General features: G+C 42.9%; 13 protein-coding genes and 2 pseudogenes. 7 read left to right on the forward strand and 8 right to left on the reverse strand.

The genetic code is table 11. The features are described 5' to 3' along the window. Positions 1 to 397: 397 nt before the first annotated feature. From O9323_RS07175 to O9323_RS07195, 6 genes and pseudogenes are all read right to left on the reverse strand, one after another. Positions 398 to 688, reverse strand: coding sequence for a hypothetical protein (locus O9323_RS07175; protein ID WP_149106693.1), 291 nt, complete (start codon positions 686 to 688; stop codon positions 398 to 400). 111 nt (positions 689 to 799) lie between these two features. Continuing rightward, a complete protein-coding gene (locus O9323_RS07180; RefSeq protein WP_288124886.1) occupies positions 800 to 1,966 on the reverse strand; it encodes a tetratricopeptide repeat protein in 1,167 nt (388 codons plus the stop codon). After that, positions 1,959 to 4,391: a phosphorylase family protein gene (locus tag O9323_RS07185; protein WP_262382222.1), complete on the reverse strand. Its 2,433-nt coding sequence runs from the start codon at positions 4,389 to 4,391 to the stop codon at positions 1,959 to 1,961. The genes O9323_RS07180 and O9323_RS07185 overlap by 8 nt, the downstream gene beginning before the upstream one ends. A 151-nt stretch (positions 4,392 to 4,542) precedes the next feature. Further along, positions 4,543 to 4,710 (reverse strand): DUF3368 domain-containing protein, encoded by a 168-nt coding sequence (locus tag O9323_RS22575; RefSeq protein ID WP_149106694.1) that lies wholly within the window; start codon positions 4,708 to 4,710, stop codon positions 4,543 to 4,545. Continuing rightward, a pseudogene (locus O9323_RS07190) lies at positions 4,661 to 5,119 on the reverse strand (sulfate ABC transporter substrate-binding protein); the annotation flags it as partial. The gene O9323_RS22575 and the pseudogene O9323_RS07190, both read right to left, overlap by 50 nt. Positions 5,120 to 5,226: 107 nt before the next feature. Further along, positions 5,227 to 5,901: a cadmium resistance transporter gene (locus O9323_RS07195; protein ID WP_002753148.1), complete on the reverse strand. Its 675-nt coding sequence runs from the start codon at positions 5,899 to 5,901 to the stop codon at positions 5,227 to 5,229. A gap of 216 nt (positions 5,902 to 6,117) precedes the next feature. On the opposite strand from O9323_RS07195, the gene O9323_RS07200 reads away from it, so the two are divergent. The 7 genes and pseudogenes from O9323_RS07200 to O9323_RS07225 all read left to right on the forward strand — a co-directional run bounded on the left by O9323_RS07200 (position 6,118) and on the right by O9323_RS07225 (position 19,820). Then, complete coding sequence (locus tag O9323_RS07200; RefSeq protein WP_002753147.1) at positions 6,118 to 7,380, forward strand: sulfonate ABC transporter substrate-binding protein; 1,263 nt, start codon at positions 6,118 to 6,120, stop codon at positions 7,378 to 7,380. A gap of 171 nt (positions 7,381 to 7,551) precedes the next feature. Then, a pseudogene (locus O9323_RS22850) lies at positions 7,552 to 7,737 on the forward strand (hypothetical protein). A gap of 245 nt (positions 7,738 to 7,982) precedes the next feature. Further along, positions 7,983 to 12,383 carry a hypothetical protein gene (locus O9323_RS07205; protein ID WP_288124887.1) on the forward strand — a complete coding sequence of 1,467 codons (4,401 nt, stop codon included), beginning with the start codon at positions 7,983 to 7,985 and terminating at the stop codon, positions 12,381 to 12,383. Continuing rightward, positions 12,376 to 12,570 (forward strand): hypothetical protein, encoded by a 195-nt coding sequence (locus O9323_RS07210; RefSeq protein WP_002785883.1) that lies wholly within the window; start codon positions 12,376 to 12,378, stop codon positions 12,568 to 12,570. The genes O9323_RS07205 and O9323_RS07210 overlap by 8 nt, the downstream gene beginning before the upstream one ends. 31 nt (positions 12,571 to 12,601) lie before the next feature. Further along, positions 12,602 to 14,695 carry a hypothetical protein gene (locus tag O9323_RS07215; protein ID WP_288124888.1) on the forward strand — a complete coding sequence of 698 codons (2,094 nt, stop codon included), beginning with the start codon at positions 12,602 to 12,604 and terminating at the stop codon, positions 14,693 to 14,695. A 55-nt stretch (positions 14,696 to 14,750) separates the two neighbouring features. After that, complete coding sequence (locus O9323_RS07220; RefSeq protein WP_288124889.1) at positions 14,751 to 17,795, forward strand: DUF6603 domain-containing protein; 3,045 nt, start codon at positions 14,751 to 14,753, stop codon at positions 17,793 to 17,795. 129 nt (positions 17,796 to 17,924) lie between these two features. Beyond that, positions 17,925 to 19,820, forward strand: a complete 1,896-nt coding sequence (locus O9323_RS07225; RefSeq protein ID WP_288124890.1) for a hypothetical protein — start codon at positions 17,925 to 17,927, stop codon at positions 19,818 to 19,820. A 156-nt stretch (positions 19,821 to 19,976) separates the two neighbouring features. Here O9323_RS07225 and O9323_RS07230 read toward each other — a convergent pair whose 3' ends face one another. Together O9323_RS07230 and O9323_RS07235 are read right to left on the reverse strand one after the other, a co-directional pair. Continuing rightward, positions 19,977 to 21,038, reverse strand: coding sequence for an anthranilate phosphoribosyltransferase family protein (locus O9323_RS07230; protein WP_002776008.1), 1,062 nt, complete (start codon positions 21,036 to 21,038; stop codon positions 19,977 to 19,979). A gap of 43 nt (positions 21,039 to 21,081) precedes the next feature. Continuing rightward, positions 21,082 to 22,053, reverse strand: a complete 972-nt coding sequence (locus O9323_RS07235) for a LysR family transcriptional regulator (RefSeq protein ID WP_002737888.1) — start codon at positions 22,051 to 22,053, stop codon at positions 21,082 to 21,084. Positions 22,054 to 22,088 lie beyond the last annotated feature (35 nt).

Genomic DNA, 22,088 nt, shown 5'->3' on the forward strand with positions numbered 1-22,088 from the left:
GGCTCTTCTGGTTTCTGTGTGGAAACGAGGTCTATACTGATAGTTTCTTCGACAAAATAGTCCTAAAAGTGTTACCCGATAAGCATTTCACGATTCCATAAGCAAAAATTATCACACAAAGTCGAGAAGAGCCCATTATGAATAGAACCATTCTTGATCATATAATGAGAACCACAATTAGGACAGGGGAATAGAGGTGAACTAGGGGGGGTATTTTGTTCGGTGCTAGACTGATATTTGAGTAAGCCAGACAGGAGCCTGAAAAAGATATTTATCAGAAAAGTTATGATCAAGCTAGAGGTTTAAAGACTGATTCTAGCCAATTATTTTTATTAATAAATATTTTACACAATTCATACCATGTAAGCAAGAGGGCCACGGCACTACTATCGAATCATTACCCAGATAACAACCAATGTAATTGTGATTCTAAAGATGACTTTAATGGCTTCATGAACAATTTACTAACCCTTTCCCAATCTTCCACCTGACATAAATGATAAAATGCCTCTAATAAACCTTTTACTTTTTCTAAATTGGACGTATTCGGATTAGGCTCATATTTCGTTAGCCAGTTAATAATGGCACGATAGGAAGACCGTTTTTTTCCTCGTTTCATCGCTTTAACGGTAGCTGAACTAATACCAAGTTCTGCTAGAATCGAATCACCAGATAGCAAGATATTCATTTTATTTTACCTCTTACTTTAAATTTAGCTTTGCTCATTATTTTTTGTAGCAAGTTTTCACACTCTTGAACTATGGAAATGTTGAATTTTCCAGCTATCTATTTAGAAATGTCAAAACTGAAGTAATCTACTATTAAATTCTTTGCATTGTTCTAGTAGTTGTGGGTTCTCTAAATTCATGGCAATTTCTAATGCTTGATTATAGTAATTTAAAGCTAAGTCAATATAACCTAATTGATAGTAAATTTCTGCAACGTTCAGGATACTTATACTTTCTCCAATACGAATACCGTCTTTTTTTAGTTGTTCTATTGCTTTAAATAGTATATCTAAAGCTTCTGGATATTGTTCAAGCTTCATTATAGTCTTGCCAAGATTTGCCAGAATCCCTCCTGTTTGTTGATAATTGATAATTTGTGCTATGCTTAAGCTTTTTTGGTAGCAATCAATCGCTTTACTATATTCCTGCATAAAGTCATATATATTACCTGTAGTTCCTAATAAATATACTTTGGTTGGCTGATTTTCCAATATCTGTATATCAGTTAAACATTGCTCAAATAATATAGCTGCTTTTTCTGTTTTACCTAAAAAATAGTGAGATCCTGCCAAATTAATAAGTGTTTCTATTTTAGTTTTTGACTCTTGAACTAATTCACAAAGTGTTAAAAGTTTTTCAGAAAAATTAATTGCCTGAGAATAGTCTCCTCTGGAGAAATAAAAGTTAGACAATGAACGTAAAGTTAAACACTCATTAAGTTTGTCACCCATTTTTTGAGTAAGAAATAAACTTTTTTCATAGAAGTTAATTGCTTTGTTATGTTCTCCTAAAATCATAGAAGAATTACCTAAATTTCTTAAACAGATAATATCAACTTTATGATTTAGCTGTCCTAATATTTTATAATTAAGGTCAAGTCTTTCAATATGATGACCCCAAGAATGTAGCTGAGTATTTAATGATTTATTATTTAATAGTTGAAAGTTATTCAAAAGGATAGAACTACTCTTTTCCCAATCTTCAACCTCACATAAATGATAAAAAGAATCTAATAAACCTTTTACCTTCTTCAAGTTAGAAGCATCTGGATTAGCTTTATATTTCGTCAGCCAATTAATTACTGCTCGATAGGAAGACCGCTTTATCCCTTCCTTCATCGCCTTAACGATTGTTGAATCAATACCAAGCTGTGCTAAAACTTCCTCTCCAGAAGCTATAATATTCGCTTCTTCTAACACTTGTTGCGTTTTAGAATCTAACTCAACTTGATTATTCATCTTTTTTACCCCATTGTTTTAAATGTTCCAAAGACACACTTCTAATTAAATTATGCTGTCTTAATAAACATTGATCGTTCTCAACTAATTGCTCTACTAGATATCGATCGAGTAAAGAATCTAACGCTGCTTTTTGTTCTTCTTCATCCCGATCCCAATCTTCTAAATGAGACAGCCAAAAATTCTCTGGTACAGAACATCGATATATCGATGCTTCACAGAGTAAAATATAAGCATACTTCACATCTTTTTGAAGTCGAGCAAAGGTTTTATTCAAACGAGATCGCACATTCCGTCTTAGGGTCTTTGTAAAGCGATCTAATTTAAACAAATCCTGGCCAGTTGTCTTACCCACTTGTGCTTCTGCGATCGCTTTTTCTACTTCCTCTACCTCACTCCCGTACTGATTCCAGTAAGCGATAATGTTGCCATTAAAAGGCTTATTTTTAATTTCTCCTGCAATCACTCGCAACGCCAAAGGATGACCTTCATAAGCACCACCAATTCGCTCTAAATAAGTTCTTCCTGCTGAATTAACATCAATCTCTAAACCAATTTTCTTAAACAAAGCTAATCTTTCAGACTCATCTAATCCGCTTAATTCTTGACGATACCAGAAATTTTGAGAGCGACTTCCTATCTCTTCAACTTGTCTCGGTGAATCCTGAGAAGTAAGAATGATAGAACTTAAACAGGAATCCGACTTCAGAAAACCATTGAAAAATTTCACCCACCAATCATCTTTAAAATCACTCCAACCTTCCTCTTCATTTCCCTGCAAAATGTTTTCTAAAGAATCAATTTGGACTAAATAACGATTTTCTTGCAGATGTTTCAGCAACCGATTAAGTAATCTTTGGGTATCTTTGCGATCATCTGAGGTGATCAGTTGTCCCCACTTTTCTAACCATCGAGCCGCTACACTAGCAAAATCAGAAGTCTGTTCCTCATTATCAAAATTTTCCTGATAATATTGACTCCAATCTCCTCCAAACCAGTCAGATAATTCAACAGCCAAGCGTTCCCCTAAAGCTGTTTTTCCAATTCCTGTCATTCCCACTAAAACCAGCAAGCGACAAGATTCTCGAATGCGAGATTTTAAATCTTGGATTAATTGATCTCGACCAACCCAAGTATCATCATAGGCGAAAAAGTTAGGAGATATTGAGGGAATTTGTTGCTTTCCCAAGGCATTCACCAACTTTTGCCATTCAAATGCTTCATCTTCGGGATTAACAAAATTGAGATAGGTTAAAGCCCTCAGTCGTAGCGGCAGTTCACATTTTTCCTTTAAAAGAGGAAGCAATCGCAATTTTTGATTCGCTGGATCGAGTGTTTGCAGCAGAATATTTTCAAACTCAGTCCATCCACTCTCCAGATAATTAGGTGTCAAAATCAGTAAAGTCTTATGGCTGTTTATCACTGCCTGTTCAATATTTTTGATGCTTGGCATTCCTATAATAAAATCTCGGTAGTCAATGCAAGCCTTAATCTTTTGCTCTTCCAATTTTCTGAGCAATTCCTTAACCCAAGGACGATCCTTCGAGCTGTAGGAGATGAATATGTCGTATTGATAATTTGAGTTGTCTGACATTGATTCTGCTTTTGATAGAAGTTTGGTTTGAGGTTGACTAGAAGTTGAACCGTTGGGTTTTTCCAGATTTTTTTGTTGTTTTGCTTCATCACCCCCGAACTTTGCCAATATTTCAAAAGCAAAAGCACTCGCATGACGCGCCGCTATTTCCTGAGAACCAGACGCATCCGCCTCACTTTTCTTCTCAATTAAATCAGAAATTCCTCGAATAATTAATGCTGATACCTGCTGATTCGCATGAGACGCTTGCAGTAAACCTCGCCCTTCCATCTCCACTGCTAACGCATCCCCATAATTGGAGCGAAGAAATTGAAACACATCAGACTCTTTAGAAGCGACAACCTTTTCTCCCGCAGCAATAGGCGCAACAAATACGGTAGGTTTTACATCAGAAAGAGAAGAACCGAGCCTATTTAACCAATCCTCCTTTCTTGCTTCTGCTTTAGCTCTTTGAATGAGATTATAAGTAGAGAGTCCTACATCAGGTCTAGGTTCAAAAACTTTCTTAACTTTACCTGACTCATAACCATAGACTTTTGTAGCCGCTACCACATCCCCAAGCTGGACATCCTTGATGCCACCTGCTACCCCCACAAACAAGATAACACTGGGATTGAAATAGGATATTGCCCTTTCCGCTTCTAAGGCTGCACCGACATTTCCCGCACCCACATCAACAATTCCCACTTTCCACTCTTTCCCACTGTCAATAAATTTTCCCCGCTCATAAATCGTCCCTTGCGGGTGCATTTCTTCTCGCAGGTCACTCAGATGGGCGCGAACTGCTATATATTCAATGGGGATAGCTGTGAGGATAACCGCGCAAGGCATAGGTGAACCTTTAATCTTATTGAGCTATCTTAGATTATGGCTTTTTTCTGAAGAGATGGCTAGAGTAAATTTTAACGTCTCTGCCGTATTTGCCGCGATCGCTGAGATTTCGGCGGCTAATCTGTCTTAACTTCCTGGTTGTGAGCCATGGCTACTCTCCAGCAAATTCCAGGATGGTTGCGTACAACTGGTTACTCACTCGAAAGTCAGCTTGCTCAATTAGTCGCTCCATCAGGGGTTTAACGGCTGGAATCAGGCGATTTCTCTTAGCTTGCAGAAGCACTCCCAATAATCCCGTTACCCGCAATCCATAGCTCATTATGGATTAACCCCGCGTCGGCGATGCGCGTCACGTCTAGAGGTAGGGCTAGATGTACCACGTCCGCCTCTTGTTTCCCAGCAATCACGTCATCGGCCTGGGCCAGGGAGCCGCCGTAACTGCGCTCGAAAATGACTTTTTGGTTCCGCTCTTTTTGCCATTTCTCGACGAATTTCGGGATAATCTGGTCGTGGGCGGCTTTCGTGACCGAAAAGGAAACGAGATTTAATTTCACCTCTGGTTTCGAGGCGATCCCCCCGGACGTACAGGAAGCGAGCGCGATCGCAACCAGCAATCCCAATACCAAGAAGGATACAAATCCCCGCCGCGATAGCGAATGGAAGGCTTGCCCTGAGCCAAGTCGAAGGGGACGAAACAGCGATCGGATGGGCAACAGTGATACATTCATCGGGATTTTCTCGATAAGGTTGCTCTAAACCAACTAATTTTTTATTCTCTCTTCCTGAATTTTGACTCCCGTGGGATCTGGAGATTGGCGTTTACGGGGGGTCTAATTTACCCGATGGGAATCAACAGGCGATAGGATCCGTTATCGAGAATAATCCGTAGGCCCAACCACATCAGCACAAAAGGGAAAAGCTTACTCGCATAACGGCTGAGGACAACCGCGATCCCCGGTTGGCGGGTTAGATTATAGGAGAGAAATAACCAAGTACAAACGATTAGATAGCAGATCGGGATGATTACGGCTAACTGCGCCACGGTACTATTGGCGAATAGGGGAATGTAGATACCGAGATTATTGCCGCCATTGGATATCGTGACTGCGGAAACTTTATAGGTTTGGCGATCGCTGAAGACTTGACCGAGGGATAGTCTGCGGGAGGCAAACCCATGAAATTGGGCGTTTCTTCGCAAATTCACCTTGCGATCTGCGGTTTCCCTCTCGTTATCGCGATTTAACGTCAGTAAATTTCTCATACCGATGAGGATTGGCAAGATTCCGAGAAGACCGATATAAATCGGCGGGATGATTAAGCCGAGTAGAAAACCCAGCAAGCTCACCGATACTAAGGCCGTAAACCCGACTAGCTCGCCGACGACAACGTGAACCGGGCGAAAGGTACGATTTACCTCGCTAAAGAAGCCGGTTAGATAAATATTGTCGTCGAAGGTGGTGGCTATGCCGGTGGCCACCGCGATTTTGACGATTTCGATCAACCAATCCATCCATACTACCTCGATCTCTCAAATGCGGGCGCAATTTCATTTTGAAACTATATCATTTTCAATACATTTATAAATGTACTTTGTTACACAATCGAGGAGTCGTGGATTTTTATAGTATGTAGATAAAACTAATGGAACCTCTCCCGATCAAGTTGGGAAACCCTTCCCTCTTGTCCCCTTTCCCGATCATAAATCTTGTTTTCTGCGAGAAATCCCATGCTCCACCGTTCGATCAAGTGTCTCTGGAAACCGTGGCGAAATTGGCGGGCAGTTCTTCCCGCAGTGCTTTTTGTGACCAGTCTGGTGGGGAGCTTTCTCCTGGCTGGATTTTCCGACACGAACGCAAAGCGCTCGCTACGCGAGATCGCCGTCGGTCAAAATTCTCGATCCGATAACCTGATTCTCAACCTCGTCGATAGCTTTAAATTCCCCCGAAATACGACTCCCCGGCTATTGGAAACCGTGGGATTATTTATCGCTGGAATTCTCTTCTGTATCGCGATCGATCGCTGGTTCAAGCGCTCGACCCCCTCCGATATCACTCCTCTCGCCAAACAAGCGCGGCGGTTAGGAACCCTCAAGATCGGCTACCCTGAGGGCATGACTAATCTGGAAGTTCTCCGCGCCCAGGCCTTTCTGGAAAGACGCTTAAAACCCTTTGGGGTGACGGTAACGTGGACGAGTTTTCTGGCCGCTTCCTCTCTGATCGAGGCCTTGAGCAACGGAACGATCGATTTCTGCGGTGGTGGCGGTACGGCGAGTATTTTCTCCCAAGCGGCCGAACACGTCTTCGTCCGGGTAGCCAAGGAAAAATATACCGCCCCGAAAGGTCAGGCGATTCTCGTGCCAGAGGATTCGCCAATAGAGACGTTGGCGGATTTAAAAGGAAAAAGAATCGCCTTCGATCGAGGTTCGAGCGCCCATTACGTCCTTATCCGCGCCCTGATGAGAGTGAATCTAGAATTAAACGATATCGAACCGGTGTATGCAACCCAACCGGAAGCGCTGGTGCTTTTCCGTCGCGGTGAGATCGACGCTTGGGTGGTGTGGGTTCCCTATTCCCCCACCGAGACGCGCACCTATCCGGGAAGATCGGTGGCCGATCTAGGGGGTATCTTTGGGGAAAACGCCTCTCTAGAAGTGCCGACCTATTATTATGCAGTTCCCGAATTGGTGCGGGATTATCCCGATGTACTGAAGGTGATTTTAGAAGAAGTGAACGAGGCAGGTGCTTGGGCGAAACAACAGGAGTTAGAGGCGACGAGACGCTTGGCAGCTCACCACGAGATCGACCCGGCGATCATCACCAATCTCGAACAGAGGGCCTCTGAACGTGCCATTATCCCGATCGACGATCGCTCTCTGACGGCCCTACAACACCAAGCTAATATCTTCCGAGACCTGAAGCTGATCCCCCATCGAGTCAATGTGCGCGACGGAACCTACACCCTACAGACGAAACAAAATTGGACCTATTAACCCGACGGCAATATTTTGGGCATTGGTTGGATTTATGCCGCTACCAAATAGCCGATGATCGGGTTTCTAGTGGATATTATCATTATTATTCTCCCTTTTGCATGAGCGCCTGTCCTTATCTAGCAGCGGAATTTAAAGCATCGACAAACTTGAAATGTTTGGTTCTTCAGTTTGTCTTATGCAGTGGACGGGATTGTAAGGAATGAAACCCTTATAGAGACAGGCGTTGCTGCGATTTTTGCCAATTGTTTTCGATCTAGAGCGAACTAATCAATTAAATCTCTTGCCAGATAAGGATTTAGTCGATTTATACCCCCTATCGAACCATACCAAGTAACGAAGAACCCGAATTCATAACAAAAAATAACAAGAAATAACAAGAAATAACAAAAAAATTTACAAAAATTTACAAAAAAGAAGACCAAAAGTGTTGAAAAATAAATCAATGATCCGTACCCTTCAAAAGGTAAAGAAAAAAACGAATCTTAAAGCTTCTGCAAGTGAGTTGGGCGCATTTGCCAACCTCTCCCCAGTGGAACAGCGAAAATTCCCAAAACTGACGATTTAGGTTTCTGCTTCATTCATCCCTACATACTACAGTTATGACCACACTCCTAGTTCCGGTTTACCTTGATGCCCTCTACCTCCCCACCAAGACGGATGTACTGGGGGAAATGACTGATTATAGTCAGCTTCCTTACTACAAAGATACTGAATTACAGAAGCGCGGTAAGGCTTATATTAGCGAAACTGTATTAAGGGTTCCCTTTACACAACCCCAATTGTCCTTAAAAGCAGGCATTCACCTACACTGGTCTTTACCAGATGCGCTGACTAACGGTATAGCAAGAGATGGAGAACAAGGCATTACATTTCCCCTTGTACCTAATCGCTGGTTAATTATACGACGTGGGAGCAATATAGCAGAAAAAAAATGGGTTGTAGAAAGTGATTATCTGTATCCTGAAGGTGCTACACCAGAAGATACAATTAATATCCTCTATTATCCAGCTACCAATGAGTATCAACCCTATCGTTTTCTGGGGCGTAAATTAGAATTGGGAGCATGGCGCTCAGGTACAGCAAATGCCCAATATATTCAGGAATTGTCCGCTATTGGACCCTTCGCTACAGTTGACAACTTAGACAACGAAAAAGTTGCCTTTGCTGGTTTTTATCCTAACTGTCGCAGTGTGTTCGGTTTTCATGATGGGGACTTCACCACCAATACAACCCCGCCCAAAGACCTACGATATGATGTCATTGGCTGGTATAGCGACGGCAAAAATGATTATCTTGACAAATTTATCAAAGAACAGTACCCAGACAGAGATCCTTTAAGCCTTTTAGACAGTCTGCAAACTAAAGCTGGCTGGACAGTAGAAATAGGCAATAACCAAAGTTTCCCCGATCGTCTTCTCTGTCATGCTTCCCTAAGTTTTGCGCCTGGTGCTTCTGTAACTAACCCACAAGCGATTAAAGGAACGATCGCCGTAGGAAACAACCAAGAAGAAGCCATAGCAGCTTATGTAGCTCGCCAACTGGACACAAATACAGAAAATCGCAAAACGATTGAGGAGCAGCTAGAAGCCATACAAATGAGTGGGCGTTTAGTACAGCAAAATCTCGACTTTGGACCCAAGTTTCGACAAGGACTACACGAGGACAGCTTTACTGGCCAATGTAAAGAGATATCATGGCAGGTAGTGCCGGAATCTGATCCCAAAATTTCCCAGTCGGGAAGTGCCAACCCAGCAAATGCCGTGCAAGGCGAGGGAATAATGCAGGTGACATTATCCGCCACCATCGGCGATCGCATAAGTGAAGTTAACGAAGCACAGCGTGAATACGACCAACAATTAGCAAAAGTTGGCTCAATTCGAGAACAAGTCTATGCTGATTGGTATAAGTATATGCTGGCTACTTATGTTCTTCGTAATCTCGATCCGGATAAACAATTGCTAAATAGAGATAAACTGACAGACAAGGAAAAGGAATCGCTAAAAAAAACAAGCGATATGGATCTAATCAAACGGTTTCTTCTTGAAACACCGGGTAACAATCAATATGGGGTAAGAGCCTTAGAGAATGCAATCAAAGCTGCTGGGGTCTTGAACTTACAAAAAAATACAGAAGGTCAAATTATCAGCGCTGCTGCTCCTAATAATTTTTCCGGCTCCTCTTTTAACAGCGATTCAAAAGCGAGCGGACTTGCCCGGTCGATTAACACACTAATTGCTGAAGTTCAGCAGTTTAACAAAGAATCCCGTTTAATTGCTCCCAAAAAATCCGTCCAAGTCACTGGCGATTCTACCTTAGTGGATGACGATATTGCCATGAAGTGTTTATCTTTCGATGGCAATCAGAATTATGAAATCTCTAATTTAGGAAATATCCAGTCCCTCTCGATGTGGGTAAACATACCAGAGGGAGTTCAGGGTTCCCTTTTAGAGGTGAGAAGTACCAGCCTTTATGTTAATTCTACTAATGGAATTAGCAGCACTTGGCAAAAAATTTACATTAACGGACAACAGGTAAACGGACCGATTAACTGGACAGCAATTCCTAAGAATCGGTGGGTTTTCCTCCACTTAGAGGCTAATAACCCCTTTAGTGGCACCGTCTATTTAATGTCTAACTCTTCCGGTAGCCATCGTTTACGGGGGCGCATCGCCAGCGTTAGCTTCCACAAAAAACCCCTATCTCCGACCGCAATTGACCGGGATTACCAAGACAAAATCGGTTTGTTCCGACCATCTTACACCATCAAAATCGTTCCAGGACCTCGCTATTGGCAGCCAAATGATCCCGTAGTTTTAATGACTGGGGAAGTCGCTAAACCGACTCGCAACCGTGACGATGAGCGTTTGAGGACAGATGGTTTGCTGCAATGTAAATTATTAACTCAGTCCATTGACTTGCAGAGCTTATCTGACAACACCTTAAATATTTTTGTCCAATTTCTCAACGAGTTTGGCAACAAACCCACAGAAAAAATTGGCTTCCGTCAATGGAAAAATCAGCCTTGGAACCCCTTCCTGTTGGAATGGCAAGTGCAATTGAAAGGGTTAAAGCATAAAATACCAAGCACGACATACAAGAAAGGTATAGACGACCAAAGCACAAACTACCCTCCTGACATCATCAAAAAGAACTATCAATTGCCAGTCGATGGCATTGAAATTACCCCAACGGATGCAAGCGCGAGTAATTTTGCTGATTATCCCAACCTTTACAGGGGAGCTAGTTTTCTCTCTTCCTCGGCTAGTATGTTGCTCAAGGACAATCTTATAGATTACTTGACTAAGTATTTGTTGCCCGACTATTACCAAGAACAAAATATATCCCCAGACGACCAAACCGAGGACTACCTGGTCAAGAATTTTAACGCTGTCAAGGGGTGGTATGACAAGAAAAACCCCACAGCTAGTGATCCTTTTTTTACGGCGCTGCGGGCCTATCAACAACTGCAATCTCTTAACGGCTGTCTCGCCCAGAGTCTCGGCGGCTTTAGTGATGCGCTACTCACCTATAATCGGACAATTCAGTTAGATGTCAACGATAATCTACTTACAGCAAATGGACCGACAAAAGAATTCCTGCAAAACGTGCAGAACACTTTAGAACTTAGCTCTCGTCTCGTACCGGACAGTATTTTGCGATCGCCTTTAAATGGATTCGATTTTAGTCCCATTCGTCTAGGAGGATTAAAAATTACTGATTTGCGACTTGTGGATACCTTTGGACAGGTTAATGTCGTGCTTGACACTAACAATAGCCGTGAGATTGTCACTAGCCAACCCCTAACACTGCCATCAGCTTTTGCTAATGTATTATCATCCCATCCCATCTACCTGCCACCCCGTTTAGCCCAACCTGCCCGCTTGAATTTTCGCTGGCTATCGGCCACCCGACCACAGGGGACTCGCCGCAGTAAAAGCAGTAAACAAGATCAGGAAATGAATGATACCCTCGCCACTAAACCAATCTGTGGCTGGGTTTTGCCCAACAACTTAGATAACAGCCTGACTATTTATGATGATGAGGGCAATGCTCTAGTGATGATTGACCGCACCGCTCAATTGCGCTCTATTCCGGGACTTAATTACGATGAGAAGAAAATTCAGGGCATTATTGATCGGACTAACCCCTATCTCAAGCAAATGGTCCGGTATCTGATCGATCAAGGAGCGGCATTTATGTCCGATTTCCTCACCACTGTCAATGCAGCCTTACAAACCATTGATCCCGAAGGATTTGCTCAAAATAAAGCCATCTCCTTGCTAGTGTCGCGACCTTTAGCTCTAGTGCGCTCACGCATCAATCTAGATATCCAAGGCATACCCGCCGTTAGCCAGAATAAGATATCCTTCTCGGCAGACATCTTCCACAATAAGGTGCGAACGACGGACGCTTTTGAAAAGGTCAAATTCCCCATCCGTATTGGTGAATATCAGCAGTTTAATGATAGTTTGGTGGGCTACTGGGTAGAAAAAGCCGATGGTACTTACACAGACAGCGTTTTTTATGCTCCCCAAAGTTGCTATGTTCCCCACGCAAAGATCAAAACCCTGTTTGATGATGAAAAAGATCCCACCCCTGACACTCCCTTGAATCTGGAGCAAACCTTAGAGGAAAATACAGCCCAAACTCTAGTGATGTTAATCGACCCTCGTGGACAAGTGAACGCGACTTGTGGCATACTTCCTGCTAAGAGTATTTCTATTCCGCCAGAACAATATTTACCTGCCTTACAAGCGATCGAAGTTACCTTTTTAGCGGCACCACTTCTGAGTGATATTAACCCAATCAATGATCTTGATCAGATTAAGCTTTCCCTTCCCGAAGTACCCAATTATGAGTGGTCTTGGTTAGGAAAAGATGGTACTATCTGGTCAAATCGTCCCCTAGTTCCCTTTGATTCTCAGTCCGTTTACTCCAGTCCACAAAAAATCTATGATGGCTGGCTAAAATTAACCAGAAAAACAGAAACTAATGAATGAAGCTGAACAAATTTCCCTCAAATTAACTTTGGGGGAAGTCAACCAAGTTTTAGAAGCTTTGGGTACTATGCCCTATCGCCAAGTCTATCAACTGATTGGCAAAATCCAGAGACAAGGAGAATCCCAATTACAGCCACCTGAATCAACGGATTCATGGACTCAAGAAGTCCAAACTGTTAGCGAATAAAGCGCAACCACAAACATCAGGAGTAATGATCATGCTTACCAGAGTTCCCGAAGAAATCCGTCAAGCCGAAAAGGCCATTGATTTTGGTAATTTTGCCACTCAAGAGCCTTTGAAATTTCAGTTTTATTACGGAGAAAATAACCAAGCTGAAATTAGTAACACCATCTATTTAGAAGATGGTAATCAACCCTCAAAATTGTATTTAGAGGTGTTTAATGATAGCGAAGAAGTCGTCATCTTTAAAGACCCTAATGTCATAGCCGCAAAATTAGCGACTGTTCAAGCAGGCGGTACTAGAGCGGCTAGTGCTAAAAAAAGCCATTTTCAACTGCGTTGGGAAAAGGATTTAGGTCTTAAACCTAGTGAAATAGAAATAGAGGCAACTAGCGAATGGCAAGTAAATTATGACGAAGAAGATCGCTTTTTCTCGATTTATTTTCTTCACAAAAATGGACTAACTTTAAATCCGTCTGAGAAGATTCAGCTAGGATTATTAAAACTTACAGCTAATAATCGCACTGTTAAAAGCAGCAATGTTGAATTACTGTATGGTGGCAGAGATGTTGGTCTAGTTTTGCAGGGAGAAAACGAGGAAGTAATTGAGGATAAAGTAAGCTCCAGAATAACGGTTTCTGTCATCAATTATCCCAGCAAGACGAAAATCCCTTTACAATTTCGGGTCTTAGGTTCTAATGCGATTCTCAATGATGGAACTACTCAAAACACTCTGAGATTAAAGGTATTCAATTCCCCTTTGTCTAATAACACGCGACCAATTCTCTTATTAAACCAAAGTTCAAAGTTTATTGTCAGCTTTGAGCAGGGAGATTATCCAGACGCACTGGTGGCAACAGATCCTCAGTTAAACGGCGTTCAAATCGCAGTAGGAGATACCAATTCTTGGGCATCAGAACATACGGCGAATACCCCTCAGTGGAGTTTTACACCCAAGATAAACCAATTAACAGCAGACCAGGGAATCGAGCTAACAATTAGCAATTTAGTTACAAACAGTGCTTCTGGATTCGCCTGTATATATATAGACTATCAAAACATTGGTAGCTATCCCGATGGTCGGCTAGTTATACCCATCGAAAAAACGCCACTTTTGTATAGTGGGCAGAATGTTGGGATTCGGAATAATGACCCCCGTATTCATCTAGCAATTGGTGATAATGACACCGGACTACAGCAGCAAGGAGATAACGAATTAGCTATTTACACAGATAATGCAGAGCGGGTGCGATTTGATAAAAAGGGCAATGTCGGCATCGGTACGAGTACTCCCGCAGATAAACTTCATGTTGTCGGCGATTTAGTGTTAGGGAACAATACAAACAACCAAAAATTCCTCTTCCACAGCCGCTCAGGCCCACCCAGCAACGCTGACTTTCTACAAATCACTCATGATAACCAGTCTGGAGATTGGGATTGGAGTCAAGGAATCACTTTAAAAAGAGGTGGCAATGTCGGCATCGGTACGACGACTCCCCAAGCTAAACTTCATGTGGATGGTGGGAATGCGGTTATCAGTGGCAATGTCGGCATCGGTACTACAACTCCTAAAATTCATCTAGCAATTGGTGATGATGACACTGGGCTAAAGCAGCAAGGAGATGGCGTATTAGCTATTTACACAAATGGTATAGAGAGAGTGCGAGTTAATGCCTCTGGCAATGTCGGCATCGGTACGAGCAGTCCCGCAGCTAAGTTAGATGTTAATGGGAATATTAATATTCAAGGGGATGTCAAAGTCAAAGGGAAGAAGCCGATGGAACTTGTTCACTATCGAGTACCCAGAAACTACGTCGTCGGAGGTATGCTAGGTTTTAAAGGTATTCAAACAAATTATTCTGTGTCGGAATGGTATCCAATAATGGTACACCTGATATATATGCATCGCGATAATGTTCAAAGACCTGATCTCGCCAAGCAATATCAATTTTATTCCAAAAAATTGAATGATACGTGGTATTTAACATTAATAATGCCGCCTAAGATGATTTACATCGATTCGGCAGATGAATTACAACAAATTATGGGTTCATCAACAGTATTCCTTATGGACGTTTTATTTATTAGAAATGAATTAATGAGTGAAATATCCAGCACTATCAATCCCTGATTCTTCATTTTTCATTCTTCACTCTTAAAACTTATCAACCACCCCCCAAAAAACCATGACAACTAACACCGAACCCAAATTAAAAGAAGAACTGGAAAAAGGTCTCTCAGAAGCCTCAGATGACTCACCAGAAAAAGGTTCAAAAATAACAATTTCTCTCGGGGAAGACATCGAGTTTGTCTGTGAAACTAAACCTGATAAATCACCAGATAAAGGTAAAACCATTGTCGCCTATACAGCTTACAAAGAAGAAAGAGAGGAACCCTTCAAAATCACCCTCCATGATTTGATGAAAACCCTCGATGCAAGCATGGCTGACTTGTTACCAAGTGGACTCAAGGATAAATCCATCAATTTCAAAAATTTGATGGTGATTTACCGGAAAGAACAGAAAACAAGTAAAGGAGAATGGCTGTTTGTCCTAGATTTAGATATCGCCACCAAGATCAAATTAAAATCCCTTCCCGTAGTGGGTGATTTAATCTCCGATGAAGTCGGTAAAGAAGAATTAGTTCCGTCCCTGCGACTCCTCGTCGCTTCTAAAGCCTTTAGCATCAAAGAAATTCGCGTTTTAAACGACAAAATCCCTGACAAAGAAGAAGAGGAGGAAGAGGAAGAGGAAGAAGAAGAAGAAGAAGAAAAAGAAAAAGAAAAACTCATCCCCCCAATGCCGGTTCCCAAAAAAGTGGGTACAGACAAAAGCGAAGCCAAACGCTCTGTACGTAAAGGTTTAAGCTTATCAGGTAAATTGGGATTACCCGATGCTGCTAAGATTTTGAGCTTGTCGATAAGTCCACAACAAGCAGAAGAAGAACAAGAAGAATTAGCTCCCGGTGGAGAAGAAGAAGAAGGTGATGTCACCAACAGTAACTTAGCTGTTTGGTTTGATATAGACAAAACCTTCGGACCGTTTTCACTTAAACAAATTGGCTTCCAATATGAGGAAGAAGACGACGAGGCGGAAATAGCCATCGTCATTGATGCTGTCCTCAAAATCGCTGGTTTGACCCTCTCTTGCGACGATTTAGGAGTCGGGATTTCCTTAGACGACTTAACGCCATCCTTTAAAATATCGGGCATTGGCATAGAGTACAAGAATCCAACTATCGAAATAAGCGGGGCCTTACTGCGTGCCGACAAAGAAAAGAACGGCATAAAATACACAGAATATCTGGGTTTAGCCAGACTCAAATTTGATCTAGCAGGTAAAAGTTTTGGTGTCAGCGCCATCGGTGCCTATGCCTACTACGACGGTAAACCCTCCCTATTTCTATATGCCGTTCTTGACGTCACTATAATAGTTGATCCCTCCTTCATTATCACGGGATTTGCTCTGGGTTTCGGCTACAATCGCTATCTGAAAGTACCCTCCATCGACAAGTTACTAGATTTTCCCCTAGTTGCCCAAGCGGTAGAACCCACCGACAGCAAATTTTCCGATGATAGTGAACTGATTACCAAAAAACTGAGCGAGATGGATAAATATATGCCCATATCCATCGGCTCCGGCTTTGTTGCCATCGGACTTAAGTTTACCTGCTTCCAGATGTTAGACTGCTTTGCGCTGCTAACCGTCGCCTTTGGGGAAGATTTCGAGATCAACCTGTTGGGAATTGCCAAGATGAAAATTCCCACTCCGGCAAAAGACTCGAAAAATACAAGCTGTATTCTCAATATGACGATGCTCCTACGAGCCAGGTTTTCTCTGAGTGAAGGAGTAATCTCCATAGAAGGTCAATTAGCCTCGGATTGCTATCTCTTATCCCCAGATTGTCGCTTAACTGGTGGCTTTGCCGTCTGTCTCTGGGTTTCTGGTCTTCATGCCGGTGACTTTGTTATTACTTTAGGTGGTTATCACCCCCTATTCAAAAAACCTGCCCACTATCCTACAGTTCCTCGTCTGGGTTTCCACTGGAAAGTAGGAGATTGCCTATCCCTCAAGGGAGAAAAATACTTTGCTCTGTGCGCTCATGCCATCATGGCCGGTGGCCGACTAGAAGCCAATTTCAAACTCGGTAAACTGTGGGCTAACTTTGTCGCTGAGGCTCATTTCCTCATCTCTTGGAAACCCTACTACTACGAAATCCTAGTACAAGTGAGGATTCAAGCTGGCTATGGAATACTCGGACCTGTTAGTTTAGGGGTGCAACTCCATATTTGGGGTCCAGAATTTGCCGGTACAGCCACATTTAGAATTATCTTCGTCAAAGTCACTGTGGAATTTGGCGATCAATCTTCTCGCTTACCAGAGCCTATCGATTGGGAAAGTTTCCAAAGTTCCTTCTTACCCCCTGCGAAATCAACAGCACAAGATTCATCAACAGCTGCAGACGTTTGTAGTGTTGTTCTCAATCAAGGAGTCACCAAACAACTCTCACCAGCAACAACCAAAGAAGTCGCCTTTGTCGTCAATCCCAAAGAGTTAGAGCTAGTAGTTAATTCTGCTATCCCCAGCAAGCAAGCATCTTACCAAAAAAATACCCAAGATACCGAACCTCTCACTGTTAGCAATGCGAACACCGATTTTGGCGTTCGTTCCATGGGCATTAAAAAGGATCAACTCGAAAGCAAGTACAACATCAAAATTACCCGGAAGACAAAGGGAGGAGATGAGTCAGAGTCAGTAACCGTTGACTATGACCAGTTCCAATTTATCCCGATAACTCAAGATGTGCCAACCGCACTTTGGGGCGATGCTAAAGTTAAAGTTGTCAAAGTAAAGGGTAAAGACTCAGAACGAATTCTTCTCCCTGAAGCTAACGATCAGCAATTTGTCAAGAACGTCTTCTCCGGTTTCCGGATTGTTCCTCAAATCAAGGAAGATGTCTGTAGCACCAATATTATTGATGTCAACGAATTGCTACACGATACCACCGCCATAAATGACGTTTACGCTTGGCAAAAAATGACGGCTTTTTCTGGGTTTTCTACCGACAATCAAGCTCGAACTACAGCCATCAACAACAACATTGTCAGCACCAATACTCAGAATAAGCGCAACAATCTGCTCCAATCTCTCGGCTTTAATCTAGCCGATGATGTTAAATTAACCGATTCGGTGGCTAATTCTTTTGTCATTGCACCCCAGGTTAAAGCGTAATGCAATTAGGGGAGGTCAGCTGTTGCCCATTTAAACGGGGAATTCTAGGGTTAGAAAATCCCTAAAACTCCCCCCTCTCTCCTACTCTCTAGCTTCAATCCACAATCTATAATCCACAATCAATTAATCATGTCCACATCAACAGTTAAAGTTCAATTCATCCAACATCGCCAACCTCCCCTAGATAGTGGTACTTACACAGTCGAGGTTGAACAAAAAGTTAAAACCAAACAGTCTGACAAAATACCTGAGCAGACATTCAGTAAAGAGCTTACCTTTTATGTAGATGGCCACCGGTTTGCTCCCCTAACTCCTGATAGCATTTATGCCGTTTTTCCCCCTGCGGGAAACTTGGGCGAGTATTCTAATGCCTTGCCCCATATCATCCTCAAACGCAGTACTCTGCCTTGGGAGCGTACTATCAAATCAACAGATCCTGATCTTCCTTGGTTAGCTCTCCTTCTGTTTCAGGAATCAGAGAAACCTGAACCACAAACAATTAAATTAAAGGAACTCAAACCAAATTCTGGTAACACTAAATTCCCCACATTTATATACGAGCCTGGACAAAATGGTGAAGATGTCCTGACTGTAATTGATGTCCCTAAAAACATTTTAGATAAGATTCTTCCTCCAGAAAAAGATATAGCTCTCCTTGCGTCTGTTAACCAAATAACCAATGAGAAAAATGAATCTCTCAGCGAACCTTTAGCCACTATTTTAGGCAACCGTTTACCCAAAAAAGGGGAAGTAAGTACCGTTCATTTAGTCGCCCTTGAAGAACGCTATGATAAGGATTCTGGAAAATTTGACTATCAAGGTGCAGGACCTAACGATTTAATCCGTTTAGTTAGCCTTACCAGTTGGAGTTTTACCTGTGTTGATAGTAAGCACAATTTCGATGCCTTACTCATAAACATTGATCACAAACCCGACACCCTCAGACTTCCCTCCTTCGGTAATGATGCAGCGAAGAAATATATAGATTTGGGTTATGTACCTCTCCACCACGCTCTGCGACAAGGAGATAAAACAATTTCTTGGTATCATAGTCCTTTAAGTACAGGACAAAGCTCAGATAACCTCACCGCTCCTGTTGCTATAGCTGATCAATTGATGCGTTATGATCCTAATACGGGTATGTTTGATGTTTCCTACGCTATGGCTTGGCAGTTAGGACGAATGCTGACCCTACAAAATCAACCCCTGGCTGTGGAGATTTTTAACTGGAAACGCTCTAAAGCTCAAGATTTACATCAGATACAGCAACAAGTGCTGCACCTACCTTTCCAAAGCACAACTGAAACTAACGGGGATCTACCTACAGCGATCGCCAATTGGTTCCAAGATTTAGAATTGCTCAAAAACGTTCCCTTTAACTATTTGGTTCCCGATACACGGTTACTTCCCCCCGAATCTTTGCGCTTCTTTTGGATAGATTCCTATTGGGTTGACTGCTTACAAGATGGGGCTTTTAGTGTCGGACGAGTTACGAAAGAAGACTTGCGATTAGATGTTCAAAGTCGCAGTTTACGCCGAAGCAAAACCCAGTCTGATAAAACTATTACTGGCTTCTTGTTACATTCAGAAGTAGTATCCGGTTGGCCCGGTTTAGAAATAGAAGGTTACGCCACTCCCGTAACTGGAACCGATTTTGTCGGACCAGAGAATAAACTAACCATACTCCGAAGAGATCTGCTATCAGATAATATCTTACTCTGTTTTTTTGCCGGGGAAGTCAAAACCCTTGACCTTTCAATTAAGGGATCATCCGTTAATTGTGGTGTAGATCCGATTGAAAAAGGAAGTCCGATTACTAAAGGACTACGAAACCTCGACGGTAGTCAAACCGACGAGAAAATAGATGTTCCCTTCCGAAATGAAAATCTAGGAGTGATTAATATTGAGGAAATGACCAACAGGCTCAAAGAAGGGTTAAAATCTCCCGATAATTTCACTTCTGCTCAATTTGCAGCCACCATGATTGAGGGTTCCCCCAAAGTCAGATTTGTCCCACGGGGTTAGAGTTGTTGGGTAATGTCTTTGGGCTTTATCTGGGAGTGTCGGGGGGAAAATTCCTGGACTTTTTCCCTGAAAATTAGGTAATTGACCCCCTCAAAATCGGTAAAACCCTACACCCCATACCCTACCCCCACGACAAACTTTTTCAACAGACCCTATCTATTGCTGATTTTCCAGATAATTACAGATTTGTTCTAGTTTAGCCAGGGCTTTTCCTGACTGTAAAGATTGTTGTGCTTGCTGGAAACCCGTGGGGATATCTGGGGCAATTCCACAGCGCCAAAGATAAAAACCACCGTTAAAAATTGCCGCATCGGTTAATTCGTTATTTTCTCCAGCTAATAAACCCTTTAATTTAGCGGTGAGCATCTCTAAAGATTCGAGGGGATAATCCGAGGGACAGAAGCCATAATCGCGAGGATTTAGGAAAAATCGCTGAAAGGAAGGGGGATCGGTGGGATTTCCCAGACCAATAATCGCCGTCCGATTACAGGCTAAATCACAACTCCCCTCTAATCCTTTCACGGTGGTGAAGTGAGAGATATTTCTCAGAGCGAAAGTTTCGCGAAAACGATCCTCGGTGGGGGGATGAACAAAACCCGATATCTGATGAATATTACCCACAAAAGGCGACCACATTAACTCTACCGTGGCCATGGGCGGACGTTTACCGATTTGCTCCCGATAGGTGACAAAATTCTGTACTAGGGGAAAATGGCGCGGAATATAGAAAAAAGTCAATCCTGTGGTGATTAAACAGTCTTTCACTGCTGCTAAGGATAATTGACTAAAATCTGCTCCTAATTGCTGCCAGATTTCCCTGAGGGAAATACCGTATTTAGTCGGCATTCGATCGCCCCCGTGCAGGACTACGGGAACCCCCGCCAACCCTAAGATTAAAGTAGTGATCGGAGTAACCGGGGCAGTGCGAGAGCGTCCATCGTAGGGATTGCCAAAAATAGCGATCGGATGCTGAAAAGAGGCTGATTCTAGGGTTATTTGCGGACCAAGCTCGGCGTAGGCATCAAGCATTCCCGCTAACTCATCGCTGGTGGGGCGTTTAATGCGATGGGCAATCATAAAAGCGCCGATTTGGGCTGGGGTTGCCTCTTGGGTTAACATCATCTTGGTGGCCATCGCCGCTTCGGGACGGGTTAGATTTTTGCCCGTATGGGTGCCACTACCGATCGCTTTTAATAATTCTCGAAAAGTATCGCTCATCTCAAGGAAGAAAATAAAGGATAAATGGGATTGATGGGAATTGCTAAGGCTGGACAGGGTGATTTTCTAAGCTTTTAACCACACTTTGATTCATTTGCCGCACTAATTGACAAAAATGAGCGATCGGTGGTATCTGTAGGCGATCGCTGGTGGTGACAAGGACTACCTGACGGGTGAGACGATGACTAAATTTACCATGGTTAAGATGGGGATTTTCGCCACTAGGGGAAGCAAGAGGACGAATGGCGAGGGTGGCATCGCTACGCGCTTCCATCAGGGCAGATTGAGGCAGAAGAGCGATAATATTACCCTGACGCACCACACCGCGAAAAGCATCAAGGGTGTTTAATTCCATGACAGTTTTTAGGTGGGCATCCTGACGGGAAAACCATTCTTGTACTAATCTTTGCATTCCGTAGCCATCTTTGAAAACCACTTGCGGATAGGGGATTAATTCCGACCATGGCACTTCTTTGTATTGGGCAAGGGGATGATTAGCGGCCATGAGAATTTCGATCGCTTCTTCGTATAATATTTCTACCACCATCTCTGGGCTAGAGGTGAGAAAACGATTATTCATTACCAAGGCCAGATCTACTAAACCATCCCGCAGCACTTTTAATGCGCGATCGCTGCCCAGGGCTGTAACTCTTAACTGCACTTCTGGGTATTCAGCACAAAATTTCGGCAAAATCGGCGGTAAATAGTGGGCGCACACGGAATGAATCGCCGCCACGCACAATTCTGGCTGTTTTCCCGCCTGTAGGTCAGTGATTTCCTCGTGAACATTCGTCCATTCTTGACAAATTCGTTTCGCCCGGGGCAGTAATTTCTCGCCAGCAATGGTTAATTTCGCTTGGGCGGTACGATGGAAAAGAGGTAAGCCCAAATCGGTTTCTAGGGATTGAATCTGGCGGCTGATAGTCGATTGGGTGACTCCACACTGGCGGGCAGCTTGACCGAAATTGCCTGTATCGGCTACGGCTAAAAAGGCTTGCAATTGCTCGATCCGCATTCTTTCTGGTTTTAATTACATTCCGTCATGACCTT

This window comes from Microcystis sp. LE19-131.1A (assembly GCF_027532015.1).
GTDB classification, from domain to species: Bacteria; Cyanobacteriota; Cyanobacteriia; order Cyanobacteriales; family Microcystaceae; genus Microcystis; species Microcystis ichthyoblabe_A.

Bases quoted from the DNA above. Each gene is read 5' to 3' on its own strand.
- O9323_RS07220 (WP_288124889.1), top strand. From the start codon at position 14,751: ATGACAACTAACACCGAACCCAAATTAAAAGAAGAACTGGAAAAAGGT.
- O9323_RS07175 (WP_149106693.1), bottom strand. From the start codon at position 688: ATGAATATCTTGCTATCTGGTGATTCGATTCTAGCAGAACTTGGTATT.
- O9323_RS07235 (WP_002737888.1), bottom strand. From the start codon at position 22,053: ATGCGGATCGAGCAATTGCAAGCCTTTTTAGCCGTAGCCGATACAGGC.
- O9323_RS22575 (WP_149106694.1), bottom strand. From the start codon at position 4,710: ATGAGCTATGGATTGCGGGTAACGGGATTATTGGGAGTGCTTCTGCAA.
- O9323_RS07230 (WP_002776008.1), bottom strand. From the start codon at position 21,038: ATGAGCGATACTTTTCGAGAATTATTAAAAGCGATCGGTAGTGGCACC.
- O9323_RS07195 (WP_002753148.1), bottom strand. From the start codon at position 5,901: ATGGATTGGTTGATCGAAATCGTCAAAATCGCGGTGGCCACCGGCATA.
- O9323_RS07185 (WP_262382222.1), bottom strand. From the start codon at position 4,391: ATGCCTTGCGCGGTTATCCTCACAGCTATCCCCATTGAATATATAGCA.
- O9323_RS07210 (WP_002785883.1), top strand. From the start codon at position 12,376: ATGAATGAAGCTGAACAAATTTCCCTCAAATTAACTTTGGGGGAAGTC.
- O9323_RS07200 (WP_002753147.1), top strand. From the start codon at position 6,118: ATGCTCCACCGTTCGATCAAGTGTCTCTGGAAACCGTGGCGAAATTGG.
- O9323_RS07215 (WP_288124888.1), top strand. From the start codon at position 12,602: ATGCTTACCAGAGTTCCCGAAGAAATCCGTCAAGCCGAAAAGGCCATT.
- O9323_RS07180 (WP_288124886.1), bottom strand. From the start codon at position 1,966: ATGAATAATCAAGTTGAGTTAGATTCTAAAACGCAACAAGTGTTAGAA.
- O9323_RS07225 (WP_288124890.1), top strand. From the start codon at position 17,925: ATGTCCACATCAACAGTTAAAGTTCAATTCATCCAACATCGCCAACCT.
- O9323_RS07205 (WP_288124887.1), top strand. From the start codon at position 7,983: ATGACCACACTCCTAGTTCCGGTTTACCTTGATGCCCTCTACCTCCCC.